Source organism: Vibrio sp. 947 (assembly GCF_033339115.1).
Classification (GTDB): Bacteria; Pseudomonadota; Gammaproteobacteria; order Enterobacterales; family Vibrionaceae; genus Vibrio; species Vibrio alginolyticus.
The window spans coordinates 17,106-34,122 of the sequence record NZ_JAWOTX010000011.1 but is presented as its reverse complement, the minus strand read 5'-3'; the positions used below and the strand labels follow the sequence as shown (position 1 = coordinate 34,122).

At 43.0% G+C, this 17,017-nt stretch carries 11 protein-coding genes; 5 read left to right on the top strand and 6 right to left on the bottom strand.

Features of this window, described 5'->3' with window-relative positions:
• Positions 1 to 14 precede the first annotated feature (14 nt).
• From pepN to R7Q39_RS15120, 5 genes are all read right to left on the bottom strand, one after another.
• Positions 15 to 2,621 (bottom strand): aminopeptidase N, encoded by a 2,607-nt coding sequence (gene pepN / locus R7Q39_RS15140; protein WP_258614732.1) that lies wholly within the window; start codon positions 2,619 to 2,621, stop codon positions 15 to 17.
• A 226-nt stretch (positions 2,622 to 2,847) separates the two neighbouring features.
• Entirely contained in the window at positions 2,848 to 3,513 is a 666-nt protein-coding gene (locus tag R7Q39_RS15135; RefSeq protein WP_005377438.1) for a hypothetical protein, read from the bottom strand.
• Between the two features lie 194 nt (positions 3,514 to 3,707).
• A complete protein-coding gene (gene prc, locus R7Q39_RS15130) occupies positions 3,708 to 5,714 on the bottom strand; it encodes a carboxy terminal-processing peptidase (protein ID WP_017634279.1) in 2,007 nt (668 codons plus the stop codon).
• Positions 5,715 to 5,731: 17 nt separating this feature from the next.
• Positions 5,732 to 6,358 (bottom strand): RNA chaperone ProQ, encoded by a 627-nt coding sequence (gene proQ / locus R7Q39_RS15125; RefSeq protein WP_005377435.1) that lies wholly within the window; start codon positions 6,356 to 6,358, stop codon positions 5,732 to 5,734.
• A 97-nt stretch (positions 6,359 to 6,455) separates the two neighbouring features.
• Entirely contained in the window at positions 6,456 to 6,929 is a 474-nt protein-coding gene (locus R7Q39_RS15120) for a GAF domain-containing protein (protein WP_017634278.1), read from the bottom strand.
• Positions 6,930 to 7,021: 92 nt separating this feature from the next.
• Between R7Q39_RS15120 and R7Q39_RS15115 the strand changes: the two genes are divergently transcribed.
• From R7Q39_RS15115 to rsmF, 4 genes are all read left to right on the top strand, one after another.
• Positions 7,022 to 8,818, top strand: coding sequence for an ABC transporter ATP-binding protein (locus R7Q39_RS15115; RefSeq protein ID WP_033905326.1), 1,797 nt, complete (start codon positions 7,022 to 7,024; stop codon positions 8,816 to 8,818).
• A 24-nt stretch (positions 8,819 to 8,842) separates the two neighbouring features.
• Positions 8,843 to 10,093 (top strand): paraquat-inducible protein A, encoded by a 1,251-nt coding sequence (locus tag R7Q39_RS15110; protein ID WP_005377429.1) that lies wholly within the window; start codon positions 8,843 to 8,845, stop codon positions 10,091 to 10,093.
• Complete coding sequence (locus tag R7Q39_RS15105; RefSeq protein WP_017634276.1) at positions 10,086 to 12,734, top strand: MlaD family protein; 2,649 nt, start codon at positions 10,086 to 10,088, stop codon at positions 12,732 to 12,734. The genes R7Q39_RS15110 and R7Q39_RS15105 overlap by 8 nt, the downstream gene beginning before the upstream one ends.
• A 150-nt stretch (positions 12,735 to 12,884) precedes the next feature.
• Complete coding sequence (gene rsmF / locus R7Q39_RS15100; RefSeq protein ID WP_170890642.1) at positions 12,885 to 14,321, top strand: 16S rRNA (cytosine(1407)-C(5))-methyltransferase RsmF; 1,437 nt, start codon at positions 12,885 to 12,887, stop codon at positions 14,319 to 14,321.
• Between the two features lie 285 nt (positions 14,322 to 14,606).
• Here the strand turns inward: rsmF and R7Q39_RS15095 are convergent, their stop codons facing one another.
• Complete coding sequence (locus R7Q39_RS15095) at positions 14,607 to 15,440, bottom strand: S1 RNA-binding domain-containing protein (RefSeq protein ID WP_054576876.1); 834 nt, start codon at positions 15,438 to 15,440, stop codon at positions 14,607 to 14,609.
• 192 nt (positions 15,441 to 15,632) lie between these two features.
• Between R7Q39_RS15095 and R7Q39_RS15090 the strand changes: the two genes are divergently transcribed.
• A complete protein-coding gene (locus tag R7Q39_RS15090) occupies positions 15,633 to 16,985 on the top strand; it encodes a hypothetical protein (RefSeq protein ID WP_005377421.1) in 1,353 nt (450 codons plus the stop codon).
• Positions 16,986 to 17,017 lie beyond the last annotated feature (32 nt).

Below are 17,017 nucleotides of genomic sequence, written 5' to 3'. Positions count from 1 at the left end.
TATTGTGTTGTTTACTATTCGTCTAGTGCTTTAGTCACTTTTTCGAATAGATCTTTAGCAAGATTATCCATTGCTTTGAGCTTTTCAAGTTCTGCACGAATCATTGCTTGGCGAGCTTCATCGTATTTACGGAACTTAAGCAAAGGATCAATCATTCGAGAAGCTACTTGTGGGTTCGAATCATTTAGTTGGCGAAGAATTTCACCGGCAAACTGGTAACCTACACCGGATTTATCATGGAAACGTACAGGGTTCGCACTTAAGAACGAGCCAATTAAGCTGCGCGTACGGTTCGGATTTTTCAAACTAAATGCTTCGTGGTTCATGGTTGCTTTTACTTTTTCAAGAGCATCCTCTGCAGGATTGCTACCTTGCAGTGCAAACCACTTATCCATAACCAAACCATCGTGCTTCCATTTATCGCTGTAATCAGCCATAAGTGCTTCACGACACTCGAGCTGAGCGTTATTTGCAGCACTCATCGCAGCAATCGTATCTGTCATGTTATTTGCAGATGCGTACTGCGCGTTGACTAAATCATTACCTTTTTCCGTATGTGTAAGGTACTGAAGGCAACGGTTACGTAAAGCACGCTTGCCAATAGCAGCGTGGTCGATCGTATACTCTGTTTGCTTAAGCGTGTGATAAGTCGCACTTAGCTCATCTTCTAACTCTTTGGAAAGTGACACTGTAATGCTGTTTAGCACTTTGTCTACGGCATCGATATCAATTTGCTGGTACCAACCAGTAATCTCATTGATTGAAGGCATAGAGAAAACTTGAGCAATGAAAGCTGGCTCAAGCGTTTCATCCAACAGCACACCGCGGAAAGCATCTATCACACCTTCAGAAAGCGATACTTCTTGTCCCGCTTGAACGTTTTTCACATTCTGACGAATGTATTTAGCCAATAGCATTTGGCTAGCGTCCCATCGAGCAAAATCGTTCGTTGCGTGCTTCATCAAGAAGACTAACTCGTCATCGCTGTAATCGTATTCTAATTTGACTGGTGCCGAGAATTCACGCAACAAAGATGGCACTGGCTGTTCTTCGACATTTTCAAATACGAACGTTTGCTTATCTTGTTTAATATCCAGCACGTTATGAACAGATTCACCGTTACTCATCAATGGGATAACTTGACCTTTCGAATCATACAACTCGATATCGAACGGGATATGCAGCGCTTGTTTTTCTGCTTGGTCTTGCGTCGGCTCCGTAAATTGCTCTACCGTTAGTGCGTAAGTTTTTGCATCAGCGTTGTATTCGCTATTTACGCGCAGCGTTGGTGTACCCGATTGGCTGTACCACAGACGGAACTGTTTTAAATCAACACCGGTGGCATCTTCCATTGCAGAAACAAAATCTTCACACGTCGCGGCGGTACCATCGTGACGTTCAAAATAAAGTTTCATTCCTCTTTGGAAGCCCTCTTCGCCAAGGAGTGTATGGTACATACGAATAACTTCGCTGCCCTTTTCATACACCGTTAGCGTGTAGAAGTTATTCATCTCAATGACTTTGTCAGGACGAATCGGGTGAGACATTGGGCTTGCATCTTCCGCAAATTGAGGACCACGAATAATACGTACGTTATCAATACGGTTATCAGCACGAGAGCCTAAGTCAGAAGAGAATTCTTGGTCACGGAATACGGTTAAGCCTTCTTTTAGACTTAGTTGGAACCAGTCACGACAAGTGACACGGTTTCCAGTCCAATTGTGGAAGTACTCATGACCGATCACAGCTTCGATGCCTAAATAATCACGATCTGTCGCAGTTTGATCGTTCGCCAGCACATATTTTGAGTTAAAAATGTTCAAGCCTTTGTTTTCCATTGCACCCATGTTGAAGAAATCAACAGCAACGATCATGTAAATATCCAGATCGTATTCCAGGCCAAAGCGTTCCTCATCCCACTTCATCGAGTTGATCAAAGATGTCATCGCATGGCCTGCACGATCTAGGTTACCTTTATCAACAAAGATTTCTAAATCAACACTGCGACCTGACATCGTTGTATATTTGTCACGCAATACATCAAAGTCGCCTGCAACAAGGGCGAACAAGTAAGCTGGTTTTGGATGCGGATCCTGCCATTGAACCCAATGACGACCGTTCTCTGCATCACCTTCTGCAATTCGGTTACCATTGCTCAGCAAATATGGGTAAGCCGCTTTATCTGCGATCACTTTTGTTGTGTATTTTGCTAGAACATCCGGACGGTCTAGATAGTACGTGATACGGCGGAAGCCCTCAGCCTCACACTGAGTACAAAATGCGCCGCCTGATTTGTACAAACCTTCGAGTGCTGTATTCGCTTCAGGATCAATTTTGGTGACGATTTCAAGTTCAAACTCGGATGGAAGATCGGTCAGTACCAGCGATGACTCCTTCACCTCGTGATGAGCCCAATCCTCACCATTTACTTTTACAGCGCGTAGCTCAAGCCCTTCGCCATCGAGTTCTAGCGTTGTTGTATCGCCTTTTTGAGCAACTTTTGATACCGCCGTAACGATTGAGTCATTGTCATATAGATCAAAAGTAAGATCGATATCAGTAATCGCATGAGATGGCTCTTTATAATCTTTACGATATTTGGCCAGGGGAGCTTGAGACATGAGCATAAATCCTTGTATGTCGAACAACAAAAATACCAGACTGCATGATCAAAAATGCATTTCTGGTATCACTATATAAGCTATTTGTAGGGGTTGTGGTATCAGAATACAAGTCTTTCCATCAAAAAACGGAGCTTTTAGTGCTCTAGCTCCGTTTTTTGATTAACATTTAAACAACATTAATGACTTACCGTACGCACGCGTAATTTGGCGCATGTTAAAGGCATCATGGCGTAACTCTATTGAGTACGGCGTACATATCACCATTGGAATCTTCGATCGTTAGCTCATTCTTGTTGAGCTTATACGTGGTTCCATGCTCGCCATTTTCATACAGCAGAACCAAAAACTCATCTTCTGTGTAAAACACACCTTGTTTGATGGACTCATCCCCTTCTTCGTTCGAAACCCTAAACATGAACACGAAATCAGGTTGAAGTATCAAATCCATCTGATTAATGTTGTTGGCCACAAGACCGTCGCCAGATACGTGAGAGCTAGACCAAATACCTGCAAGTGAATTAGATAATCCTTTAGTGAACGTTACACCATTAAGATCAAGCGTATTATGGTTGTTGCGATAGGCATAAATTTGAGGCTCGTCGGTGTTTAAACCAAGAACGATGGTGTCTTCATTTGCGTTATACAGCCCTTCCCAATGATCAACGGAATAGTCTTTCTTTTGAATATCAATAGAAAAGCTGTAGTCAGAACCTAATGAGAGTTTGATCGCACGAAAGTTTTCAGCCGACTCTTCGGGGTTTGGGTTCATCAAATACCAGTCTCCGATGAGAAACGGCGTGTCAAAGTGACTTAATTCATCTTCTCTGGTGTTTTCTCCACCAAACACACTAAAGCAGCAAAAGCTAAGTAAAATAAAGAACCACTTCATATCGGCATCCTTATCGTTTTCTTTTAGCTTAGCCAGTAGTCCTCACTTTCGCGAAATTTTAGATGTAGATCACGTAAATTATTGGGGGAAAATAAGCGAATATCTTGCTCGATATCGAGACAGCGGAAGGCAAAAAGGCATAAAAAAAGAGTGAATCTGAAAGACTCACTCTTTTTATTCTAAATTGCCAGTTATTATGACTGATTTTCCTGCTTAAGTAGATCGACCATAATCGCGACAGACTCATCTAAATAAACATCAGGAGCCTCGTAGTCTTTTGGTATGTCATCCAATGTTTTGAATGCTTTTTTACCCAAAGCAACTTGACGTTCATTTATGCGTTGTAATCGAAGGGCTTCCGCTTTATCCGATTCAGCTTTACGAACTTTTTCGTTCAAAGACAAAGTATTATCGTCTTTTTCTTTACGATATTTCTCGATGTCTTCATTGATAAAGCGGAACTCCATCTCATCAGAAATACGCTTGTTATGAAGAGCAGTAAGTTTTTCAACTAAGGCGTCGTTACTTGGAAACGTTTGATATTGTGCTTTATCAATCTGATCCCAAGGTAAAGCATTGTCTTCAACACTTTCACCTGTTTCAGAAGCCTCAATTGGCGTTGGGTACGAAATATCTGGTGCAACACCACGATTTTGCGTACTTCCACCGTCAATACGATAAAATTTCTGAATCGTGTACTGAACATAACCTAGCTCTTTATCGAACAGATCATAAATATGATTCAGTGAACGATGTTGCTGAACTGTACCTTTACCGAAAGAGTTTTCACCTAAGATGATTGCACGATTATAATCTTGCATTGCCGCTGCAAAAATTTCAGATGCTGAAGCACTGTAGCGGTTAATCAATACCGTCAATGGGCCATCATAACTCACTTTTCCATCGGTATCGGCATTCACTTTGATGCGGCCATAGCTGTCACGGACTTGAACTACAGGGCCTTCTTTAATGAATAGACCTGTCAATGCCGTTGCTTCTGTTAGCGCACCACCGCCATTGTTGCGTAGATCAACGATTACGCCGTCAACGTTTTTGGTTTTCAACTCAGCTAGTAATTTATCGGTGTCTTTCGATAAGCCGACGTAGAAACTTGGTACTTCTAAAATACCAATCTTCTTACCGTCTTTTTCGATGATTTCTGACTTAACCGCACGATCTTCTAAGCGAACTTTGTCACGAACAATTGTGACAATGTAACTCTTCGCATCGTTACCTTCTGGCAAGATCTGTAGATTAACCTTTGTGCCTTTAGGGCCTTTGATTAACTGAACAACATCATCCAGACGCCAACCGATCACGTCGACAATTTCTTCACCGTCTTGTCCAACACCAGTGATTCGGTCCCCTTCACCAAGTTGCTTACTCTTTGATGCCGGACCGCCAACAACAAGTGAACGAATTACTGTGTAATCGTCTGTCATTTGCAAAACGGCGCCGATGCCTTCTAGAGAAAGGTTCATTTCCGATTGGAATTGCTCGGCATTACGTGGAGAAAGGTAGCTTGTATGAGGGTCAACCTGTCGCGCGAAGGCATTCATATACAACTGAAATGCGTCTTCATTGTTGGTCTGTGTGATGCGCTTCATCGCGTTGTTATAACGCTTCTCTAAAACTTCTTTAATCTCTGGCCACTCTTTGCCAGTCAGTTTCAGATTTAACGCGTCATATTTCACACGCTTGCGCCACAACTCGTTGAGCTCTGCTTCGTCTTTTGGCCATGCGGCCTCAGAGCGGTCTAACTCTATCTCGTCATCGGTATCAAACTTGATCTCTTCATCGAGTAGAGTTAACGCATAAGCAAAACGATCGAAACGCTTCTGCATTGAGAGGTTGTAAACATCAAAAGCAATTTGGTTGTTGCCCGATTTAAGCTGATCATCAAGCTCGACTGACCAATTTTTAAATGAATCGATGTCTGCTTGAGTGAAAATATTTCTATTGTAATCAAGCAACTCTACATAGCGTTCAAATATCGCTTTAGAGAAATCATCATTGAGGCTGAAGTGCTTATAATGAGAGCGGGTAAATCGCGAGGTGACTCGTTTGCTAGCTGTTTCATGCTGAACTTCAGGAGAAAGAACCGGCAGGTCATCTTTATGTAGTTTGGCTTCAAGAGCCTGAGCTGATGCTGCTAGCCATAAGCTAGCAGCAATCAGGGTCACTTTTGAACGGCAATTCATGCGTAGGAGTATCTCCTTTATGCGCGCAAGTGCTCCGCTTTCACAACCATTTGTAGGCCGTTAGCAAGTTGAACACGTACATCATCCTTATTGATTTCAACAATGGTCGCTGCCATGTTTCCTTTGCCCATGTTCACGTTAACTGCGTTACCTACTGTGATTTCATCAGCATTTAGAGCGCGCGTTTCTACAGGCTTAGTTGGTTTTTGTACTTTTGGTTTATTAGTACGACGAGGCTGTTGAGGCTTTTTAGCCGCAGGTTTCGCTTTCGCCTTACCCTCTTCACGAGCTTTTTGTGCTTGTTCTTTACGACGAGCCTGAACTTTCGCCTTGCTTTCTGCAAGTGTCGCTTTCGCGTGTTCAACGTGCTCTTCTTCTAGCTCACCACAAGGGTTGCCATCTAGGTCTACACGTACTGCACCTGGTTTTACACCGTGTAGGTAACGCCATGATGAAGTGTACTGTCTTAACGCTGCACGAAGCTGTGTTTTGCTTACTTTTTCGTCTTCATTTAGACGTTCCGCAAGATCTTGAAAAATACCAATTTTCAGAGGTTTTGCTTCACCTTCTAAAGTAAAGCACTTAGGGAAACATTCAGCAATATATGCAATAACTTCTTTGCTGTTTTTTAACTTTTCAGTCATGAGGGGTCCTGATTTGAGCGGATTTCCGCGAGCATTAAGAAAAAATATTCTCGTATTATAGTGACATGCCAAGGAAAAACCACACTCGAAGGCTAATTTATGCGTCGTTCGCGTGTGAATTAAGCAGCTTTTCTACTTCAACCATGAAATGAGTGAGACCTTCTTCGTCTGTTTCATTAAATCGGCCAATACTTGGACTATCAATATCAAGTACACCAACCACCTTTCCATTAATAGAAAATGGAATCACAATTTCTGAATTGCTCGCTGCATCGCACGCAATATGCCCCTCAAATTCGTGAACGTCGTATACTCTTTGTATAGTATTAGTTTGTGCAGCAGTACCGCAGACGCCTCGACCCATTGGGATACGAACACAAGCTGGTTTTCCTTGGAACGGACCAAGAATAAGCTCTTCACCTTTTGTTAGGTAAAAGCCTGCCCAGTTAAGATCGTCAAGTTCCATGAAAAGCAATGAGCTCAAGTTTGCTAGGTTCGCAATAAAGTCTGGTTCAGACTCAATTAGAGCAACAGCTTGTTTGGTTAGTCTTTGGTATTGTTCTAAGTTCATATTAACTTCCTACTTACTATAAAAGCTTCCATTCTCAATGTATGGCGCTAAAATGCAGCCCTACTTTATAATAGGACTTATTCTCAATTACAATGCTTCTGAAAAATGACACTATTAGCCGTTCTTGGTTGATAACACAAGTAAAAAAGCACAAGTCCAAGCTGATCATAGCGAACTTGATAGCGGTGCTTGCAACCTTGATTAGTGTTCCAATTCCCCTCCTCATGCCTTTGATGGTTGATGAGGTCTTATTGGACCAACCTGCAAAAGGTTTAGATGCCATGAATGCCATTCTCCCTGAAGCGTGGCACACTCCGACAGGCTATATTTTCTTCACCCTGTTCTTGGTTGTTCTTATGCGAGCTGCGAGCCAAGGATTAAATATCCTTCAAAGCCGACAATTTACGCTTGTTTCAAAAACCATCACGTTTGAGATGCGCAGTAAAATGATCGACAAACTCGGCCGTATCAGCATCCGACAATACGAAACCAAAGGTAGCGGAGGAATCAACGCACACCTTATCACTGACATTGAGACCATTGATAAATTTATTGGTTCTACGTTAGCAAAATTCGTTATCAGTTTTCTGACTGTTATTGGTACTGCTATCGTTCTACTTTGGCTCGATTGGCGACTTGGTCTGTTTATCCTGTTAGTTAACCCTATTGTCATTTACTTCTCACGTAAACTAGGCAGTATGGTTAAACATCTGAAACGGAAGGAAAATCATTCTTTTGAAATTTTCCAAAACCGTTTAGTTGAAACATTAGATGGAATCTACCAACTACGCGCGGCCAATAAAGAACGAGAATTTCTCCAGCAACTCAAAGACAGTGCGAACCAAGTTCGCGTTGATGCAGACAAGTATGCTTGGCAATCTGAAGCTGCTGGTCGCGTATCTTTCCTTCTCTTTTTGATCGGCTTTGAATTATTCAGAGCTGTAGCAATGTTAATGGTCATGTTCAGTGACCTTACTATTGGCCAAATATTTGCCGTTTTTGGTTACCTATGGTTCATGCTGTCTCCTGTTCAAGAGTTGCTTGGGATTCAGTTTTCTTGGTATAGCGCTAAAGCGGCATTAAAACGCATCAACGACTTATTAGAGTTAGAAGAAGAGCAGAGACCGGTTTCTAAGGTAAATCCTTTCAAAGAAGGTAGAGAAGTTGATGTTAAAGTAGAAAACATTAATTTCTCTTACAATAATGAAAACAAAGTCCTAGATAATCTTTCTTTACATATGCCGGCAGGAAAGAAAGTGGCGTTAGTTGGTGCAAGCGGCGGTGGTAAGTCAACCTTGATACAATTACTTATTGGGGTTTACCGTCAAAACTCCGGTAGCATTCGCTTTAATGATGAATTAACAGAAGATATTGGTTTTGAAGTAATTCGCGACAAAATTGCCGTGGTATTACAGCAACCTATACTATTTAACGACACCTTGAGGCATAATCTAACGCTTGGTGGGGATTTTGACGAAATGTCACTTTGGCGTGCGCTTGAAGTGGCTCAGCTGCAAGATGTTATTTCTCAACTGAACCACGGCTTGGATACTCAAGTTGGTCGTAATGGCATTCGTTTGTCAGGAGGTCAACGACAACGGCTGGCCATTGCTAGAATGGTGCTGAGTAATCCTCAATTTGTTATTTTAGACGAAGCCACGTCTGCGCTAGATACCGCTACTGAAGCGGCTTTACACAAAGCACTGACCGAGTTCTTACGTGGTAGAACAACATTAATCGTTGCGCACCGACTGTCCGCTGTTAAACAAGCCGATTTGATCTACGTGCTTGAAGATGGGAAAGTGACGCAAACAGGTACTCATGGTGAGTTAGTTGAGCAAGAAGGCTTATATCAAACCTTATATGGGGGCATACAGTCCCACGCTTAAATCGTTCAAGCTAGAGAGGTCGTTATGACCTCTCTGTCTAAGCACGCCATGCAACCCAATAACGTACGTTTGTGCCAAGGTTGTGAATTGCCTGTCGACATCGTCGACTTACCCCATGGCAAAAATGCACACTGCCCTCGTTGTGGTACACAATTATATCGCGGAGGTAGCCCTAGCCTCTCTGGTAATCTAGCCGTCGCGATAACCTGCATCCTACTATTTATTCCATCGCACTTTTTTAACTTTATTAGCATCCGACTCTTTGGTGTGATGATTCCGGCAACCCTACCTTCAGGGATGATCACATTGATGGAAGAAGGATTTGTTCTTCTTTCATTGCTCATTCTATTTTGTAGCTCTCTTGCGCCACTGACGGTTTGTGTTTCAGTGGTAACGGCACATATTTCTTTACATCAACGATGGTTCCGTGGGCTTCGTATCTCACTGTGGCTAATTCAACATTTGAAGCATTGGGTTATGTTGGATGTGTTCTTAGTTAGCATCGCCATTTCCTGTTTTAAACTCCAAGATTATTCCGACATTTTCGTCGGTCCAGGGTTAATTGGTCTGGTTCTTTTGCAGATATTTACCGTTTTGTTAGTTTCAAGAATCAGCGTCCGTCGTTATTGGGAAGCTTGGAAGCCAGAAAGTTTATATGCTTTTGAGCATAAAGATGTGCATTGCCATGAATGCCACTTGTCCCAACCTGAAGGTGACCATTGCCAGCGTTGTCATCACGAGTTATATCATCGCAAGCCAAACTCCATTCAGAAAACATGGGCTTACCTCATCGCAGCAACGGTCGCCATCTTCCCTGCTAACCTGATCCCTATTTCCATCTTGCTTACCAATGGTAAGCGTTTGGAGGACACTATTTTTTCAGGCGTGGCTGGTTTGGTAAAAAGCGGCATGTATGGAATCGCTGCGATCATTTTTGTTGCCAGTATCGTTGTCCCGGTGATTAAAATACTTGGGCTCGCCTACATCATGCTTTGCATCCAATTCAAACGTTCGGTGTTTAAGAGACAACGAATGATGGTTTACTTTGTTGTTAAATGGATCGGTAAATGGTCTGTGATGGATTTGTTTGTTATTTCTATCATGATGACGTTAGTCGATCGTGGTCAGATACTGGATTTCACACCAGGATATGGCGCGGTAGCATTTGGTGTTGTCGTTGTATTGACCATGCTTGCAGCAGAAAGTATTGATCCAAGGCTAATCTGGGACCAAACAAGCCCAAAACAATCAGAAAAAGAGTCAATGAATGAGTGATCAGAACAGTTCTCAAACGTCATACGTACCAGATGTAAAGCGGAGTAAAGGCATATCTCCTCTTTGGCTGTTGCCAATTTTGACCATGGTCTTAGCTGGCTGGCTTGTTGTGAAGTCGATACACGATGCAGGACAACGAGTGCAAATCTATTTTTCTGATGCCGCTGGTCTTGTCGCCGGCCGAACCACTATCCGTTACCAAGGATTAGAAGTCGGCATGGTAAGAGACATTAACCTCACCGAAGATCTCGGCAGTATTTATGTCGATGCTGATATCTATCCTGAAGCTGCAAAGTTACTGAACGATAAAACACGCTTTTGGTTAGTAAAACCAACAGCTAGCCTAACGGGAGTTTCCGGACTGGATGCGCTCGTCTCAGGTAACTACATCTCGATTCAACCCGGAGATGGTCAAGAGTTTGAGACAACATTCCATGCGTTAGACTCTGCCCCAACAGATTTACGCGTTTCTCAAGGTTTGAATATTAAGCTCAAAAGCCGTGATTTAGGTGGTGTATCGGTTGGCTCTCAAATTGTTTATAAGAAAATCCCAATCGGTGAAGTGTACAGTTACCAGCTAGATGAAGATGCAAAATCTATCACTATTCAAGCCAACATTCAGGATCAATACCGACATATCATTAACAACCGCAGTCGATTCTGGAACGTCAGTGGAATTGGTGCCAGCATCGGTTTTGAAGGTGTCGATGTAAGACTAGAAAGCATGAGTGCCTTACTAGGTGGCGCCATCGCCGTCGACTCTCCGGATGATGGTGAGCCTGTAGAAGAGAACACCGAGTTCCGTTTGTATAAAGATTTGAAAACTGCTGGTCGAGGCATCGCGGTTAAAATCGTCCTACCTGATGACAGCAAGATCAGCGGAGAAGGCGCTCCAATTATGTATCGCGGAATCGAAATTGGCCAAGTTACGGACTTGAGCCTTTCCGAAGGCCGAGAAGTGATATTGGCGTCAGCGGCAATTCAACCCGCTTTTAGTGACATGCTGACGACAGGTACTCGATTTGTCTTAGAAGAAGCAAAGGTGTCCCTTTCTGGTGTTGAAAACATTGCTAATTTAGTGCGAGGAAACTTCTTAACGATCGTACCGGGCGCGGGTGAACGCTCTCGCCGCTTTACTGCGATTCGTAAAAACGTGTTTAACCAACAGCAAGAAAAGTCTATCGCGATTCGGTTGGTGTCCGACAATTCGTTTGGCCTAGATAGCGGTGCCAATGTACTTTATAAAGGCATCGTTGTTGGTTCAATCATCAAAGTGGGCCTAGTTAAGGAAGATAAAAAATCACAACACGAAGTATTTATGGATGTATTGATTGACCATGAATACAAACATCTGATCAAATCAAACAATCGTTTTTATGTAACCGGCAGTGCATCAGCAGAGTTAACTGAATCGGGGCTCAGCGTTACCGTTCCTCCAGCAAAGCAGTTGTTAACCGGGTCAATTAGTTTTGTGAGCGAAGGCAAGCAGGATATTCAAAAAGAGTATCAACTGTTCCAAAATGAATCATTGGCTGAATTGGCGCAGTACAATCAAAGTGGCTCTAGGGCGCTAACACTATTTGCTTCTGAATTGCCGCCGATTTCCAAAGGCAGCCCTCTACTCTATCGTAATCTTCCAGTTGGTAACGTCTCCGATTTCCAACTAGTTGATGGCGGAGTACTAATTAAGGCTACTATCGAAAACCGCTTCGCTTATCTTGTAACGCCACAAACCGTTTTTTGGAATCGTTCAGGGATTGAGATAGATGCATCATTAGCTGGCGTCAGTGTGAAAGCGCACCCTTTGAAGTCGTTAATCGAAGGTGGCATCGCTTTTGACTCCGTACCAGGCGTTGAAAACAAAATCGGAGAAAACTGGAAGCTGTATTCTGATCAAAAAACCGCTCGCAAGTTTGGGCGCGTCATTGCTTTAGAAACCGACGGTTCGCAAGAGATTGCTAAAGGAATGCCGATTGAATATCAAGGTGTTAAAGTTGGTGAAATCACTCTGGTTGTACCGAATTTTCGTCGTAACATGGTTGAAGTCACTGCAAGGATCCTACCTGAATACGTAGAAAACATTGCAGTTGAAGGCTCACATTTTTGGCTAACTGAACCAGAAATTGGTTTAGGTGGCGTTAAAAACCTCGGGGCGTTGGTGTCGAAATCCATCAGTGTTGAACCAGGTAAAGGTAAAGCTAAATTTGATTTTCAATTAGAAAATAGTTCAGAACGCGTGCATGGAATCATGTTTACGTTACAAAGTGAACAAAGAGGCTCAGTACAAGTCGGTACCCCTATTCTTTACCGCCAGATGGAAGTTGGCCAAGTGACCGACGTAAGCCTAGGAGAATTTGCTGATCGCATCGTCACGACTATCAAAATACAGCCTGAATATGCTTACCTCGTTCGTCAAAACAGTGTGTTCTGGAATGTTTCAGGAGTAGATGTTTCCATCGGGCTTACCGGCGCTAACATCAAAGCGGGAACCTTTGATAGTTTAGTTCGCGGAGGAATTGCGTTTTCAACGCCAGAGCAATCGACTATTCCACCAGCGGCAAAGAGTGGGCAATCTTTCTTTTTGTATCCACAAGCTGAAGAAGGTTGGACTCAATGGCGTACAGCAATTCCGAAGCCGTAGAATAAAGCTCAATTCACGTACAATTGAAGTTTGATCATTTTAAAAGAGCAGCAATCGCTGCTCTTTTTTATTGCTCGGCCCTTGTCACTATTCGTTTCTGCTTCGCTTTCGTATATTATTTGCCACAAATTCTGCAAACGAGATCCCACATTGCATCCTAATGTTTACATCCCAGACGCGTTTCTGGAAAAAATCCAAACTATTCTTCCTGCTCACCTCAACATGGAAGACTTTATCGCGTCGTGCCAAAAGCCACTGCGCAAAAGTATTCGAGTTAATACGTTGAAGATCAGTGTTGAAGCGTTTCTAGAACGAACAGAAGCAAAAGGCTGGAAGCTTTCTCCCGTGCCTTGGTGTGACACAGGTTTTTGGATTGAAGCGGACGAGTCAGTTGTACCATTAGGCAACACAGCAGAACACATGTCTGGCTTATTCTACATTCAAGAAGCCAGTTCGATGATGCCGGTATCTGCTCTGTTTATGAATGATGAATCTTACGATGCCGTGTTAGATACCGCAGCCGCTCCAGGCTCAAAAACCACTCAAATTGCAGCTTTAATGAACAACGAAGGTGTGCTTGTGGCCAATGAATACGCCGCAAGTCGTGTAAAAGTACTGCACGCTAATGTGGAACGTTGTGGAGTACGTAACGCCGCACTAAGTAACTTCGATGGGCGCGTTTTTGGCGGTTGGCTACCAGAACAATTTGATGCGGTTTTGCTCGACGCGCCTTGCTCTGGAGAAGGCACCGTTCGCAAAGACGAAGATGCGATGAAAAACTGGACGCAAGCTTCCGTACTCGACATCGCTGACACACAGAAAGATCTTATTGAAAGCGCCTTCCATGCATTAAAGCCCGGTGGTGTGATGGTTTACTCAACATGTACGCTCAGTACAGAAGAAAACCAACAAGTTTGTCAACACTTGAAAGAAACCTTTGGGGATGCTGTAGAGTTTGAAAGCCTTGAGAACTTGTTTGAAAACGCAGAGGCAGCTCTAACTGAAGAAGGCTTTTTGCATATTTTCCCGCAGGTCTACGACTGTGAAGGGTTCTTTGTTGCAAGAATTCGCAAACAGGCTGCTGTTGAGGCGCCAGAAGTCAAAAAGCGCATGGGGAAATTCCCCTTTGCTAAAACTTCAAAAAAAGAATCGACAGAAATTGCTCAACAACTCCAAAGCGCGTTAGGTATTAAACTTCCAAATGACAGTTCTGTATGGCTTCGCGATAAAGATGTCTGGTTATTCCCTAATGCTTTAGAAGCGATGATCGGCGAATTACGCTTCTCCCGTATGGGTATAAAGATCGCGGAAGCACATAAAAATGGCTACCGTTGGCAACACCAAGTCGCGACTGCCCTGGCGACAGGTTCTGAAAGCAACGCCATTGAACTCAGTATTGAAGAAGCGCGCGAATGGTACATGGGGCGTGATGTTCGCCCACAAACCATTCCTGAGGGAATGAAAACAGGTAAAGGCGAAGTGCTTGTCACCTATCAAGGCGCAGTTATTGGCCTTGGCAAGTGGGTAAGCAACCGAATAAAGAATGGTCTCCCTCGCGAATTAGTACGAGATAAGAACTTATTTTAAAAGACGTAAAACGAACCATAAATAAATGAAAAGCCATCGTATTTGCGATGGCTTTTTAATTCGTAAGTATGAAAGCAAGTGGGCTCGCTAGCGATCCGGACACGCTGTACTAAACTAGTTGTATCAAAGTAATGCTTTGATGTGGCATTTCTCTCTATGTTCACCAACAAAATTATTGTTGGACAAGTTTAGCGCAGGCTCTGCGGAGCCGTTTCCCCTAGGCCCAAAAAAAGGAAAAGTTTGGGCCGTTTTTTTGGCTGTAGATCCGCTATACGTGAGTTTGGACTACGCTAGACGAATACCGTCTTTCTCAATGACAATTTTACCCTGCTTGTATAAGCCACCGATGGTCTTTTTATAAGTCCCTTTACTTGTGCGGAAAGCATCAAAAATCGCTTCAGGAGACGACTTGTCATTCAAAGGCAAAAATCCGCCTTTCTTCTCTAGCAGGTCAAGGATCTTACTAGAAAGATCGTCCATTTTCGCCACACCTACTTTTTGTAGAGCAAGGTCGATTTTACCATCTTCACGAATGTGCTTAATAAAGCCTTTCAGCTTTTTACCGATGTAAAGCTTACCAAAAACATCCGATGGGAAAATCATGCCCCAATGCTTACCGTTAACGATAGCTTTATAACCAAGTTGACTACGCTCTGCGATGATCAAATCAACTTGTTCGTTAACTTCATAATTCGCTGGAGTTTTATCTAACCATTTATTGAACTTAGTCGTACCAACAATGCGACCTGACGCTTTGTCGGTATAAACATACACTAAAATGGTTTGTCCGGCAGAGAAGCGAGTGCGTTGCTCACTAAAAGGAATCAGTAAGTCCTTTTCTTTGATGCCCCAATTTACAAAAGCACCTGTCGCATTCACACCCTCAATCTTCATTAAACCCCACTCACCCACTTGGGCAATTGGTCTTTCAATGGTCGCAGCAAGTTGGCTTTCTGAATCGAAGTACAGAAATACGTCTACATACTCACCAATTTCAGTACCCTCTGGTACATACTTACTAGGTAGTAGAACAGAACCGTAATCATCGCCATCCAGAAATACGCCAAAATCAGCCTTTTTAATGACTTCTAAGCTGTTAATTTGACCAATTTTAATCATTGATTTTGTCTCTTTTTAAATTTACGTGGAATTATACCTAAACTAACAAGAAAATCAGAGAGAAAAGCATAGTGCTCTGTTATGCTGTTGTCGTTCAGCTATATGCCCCAGTCACTCTTTTAGCACTCTTATACTTACCTGCTCAACGGAACGCATAAGTTAAGAATGCTTTAGCAAAGTCAGGAGCTTTCTTTGGTCACCGTCGATAAACAAGACTCAATAACATTAAAAATCAGTCATGCACTCGCAAAGAGCAAAAGTGTCGACCTAGATATTTACTTTTTTATACCTGGTGAGCTTGGTTTAAACGCCGATATCATCAGTGAATCCGAATTTTATTACACCTCAATCACACAGCAACGATCTTATTACAGTACTGAAATCCTTCTTCCGCTAGTACACAGTCGACTTGCCAAACGTGGACGCCTGTCGAATCAGCAATACCGAGTAAGTTTGAGTTTGTTCGCTTACCAATACGTTATCGCGCTAGACAAAGCGGTAGCAAGTTTAAACAAGCATGAGAACAACTCCGTAACGGAAGATGAAGTGGACGAAGTTATCGAGCTCACGCTTGAGATCTTAAAGCGCTTGCGGCGTTCTATTCCTTATGAAGAGAACTTAAAACGCTACTACGTTAACATCGATAACTATCTGTCTTGGTATACCGAGCAAAAGTTCCTGTCACTGGTGGCCCATCTACCACGTGAAGGCGACTATGGCACGATCAAAAAGCGTCTGATCACGCTATGTGAGAAAGAGCAAGCCCATCGTAAACTCAACAAATACAACTCATCAAGAGTCGTTGAAGACGTTACTCGCCTATCTAACAAAATGCGCTTGCTAAGGCGATTGATTGAACACCCTATCGTGCTTCGTGAAGAAACCATATCGATGGGTAACAACATTAAGCGCGCTATCAAAGGTATTGCAACCGGTTTAGTGATGGTTGTCGTGACCTCGACAGTGATTCTCGCTCGCGATTATCTGGGGGAAATTTCTGCCTCATTCATTATCGCGATGTCTTTTATTTACGCTTTACGAGAAATCTTTAAAGATGATTTACGCGATGCCATGTGGCGATGGATCCGTAAAGGCAAGCCAAAATGGCGTAAGAAGTATGTTGATCCAACGACGAAAAAAGTGGTTGGCAAAAAATTGGAGTGGCTCGATTATCGTACCTTAAGTAGCTTGCCGGATAAGATTCAAAGAATACGTAAAAAACGCGTCGTGCAACGTGAAGAGCAGATTCTTCATTATCACGAGAAAACCGAAATGGCGACCTCTCTTTTCTTGAGTGGTTACGAACAAACGAGAGAAACATTGAACATCAGTTTGCGCCCTATCATCCGCTTGATGGATAAAAGCTCAAACCGAGTTTACCGTTTAAATGAAGGTCAAGTAACCAAAGAGTCAGTAGAGAAACGTCATTTGCTCAATGTGATTGTCAAAGAGGACAACCACACCGATGAGCCTGTTTATTACCGCTGGAAAGTGGTCTTAAATCGCTCCAAAATCGTCTCTATCGAGAAGATTGAACTCAATTAAGCCACAACCTTTAAACAAGCGAGCCACAAACC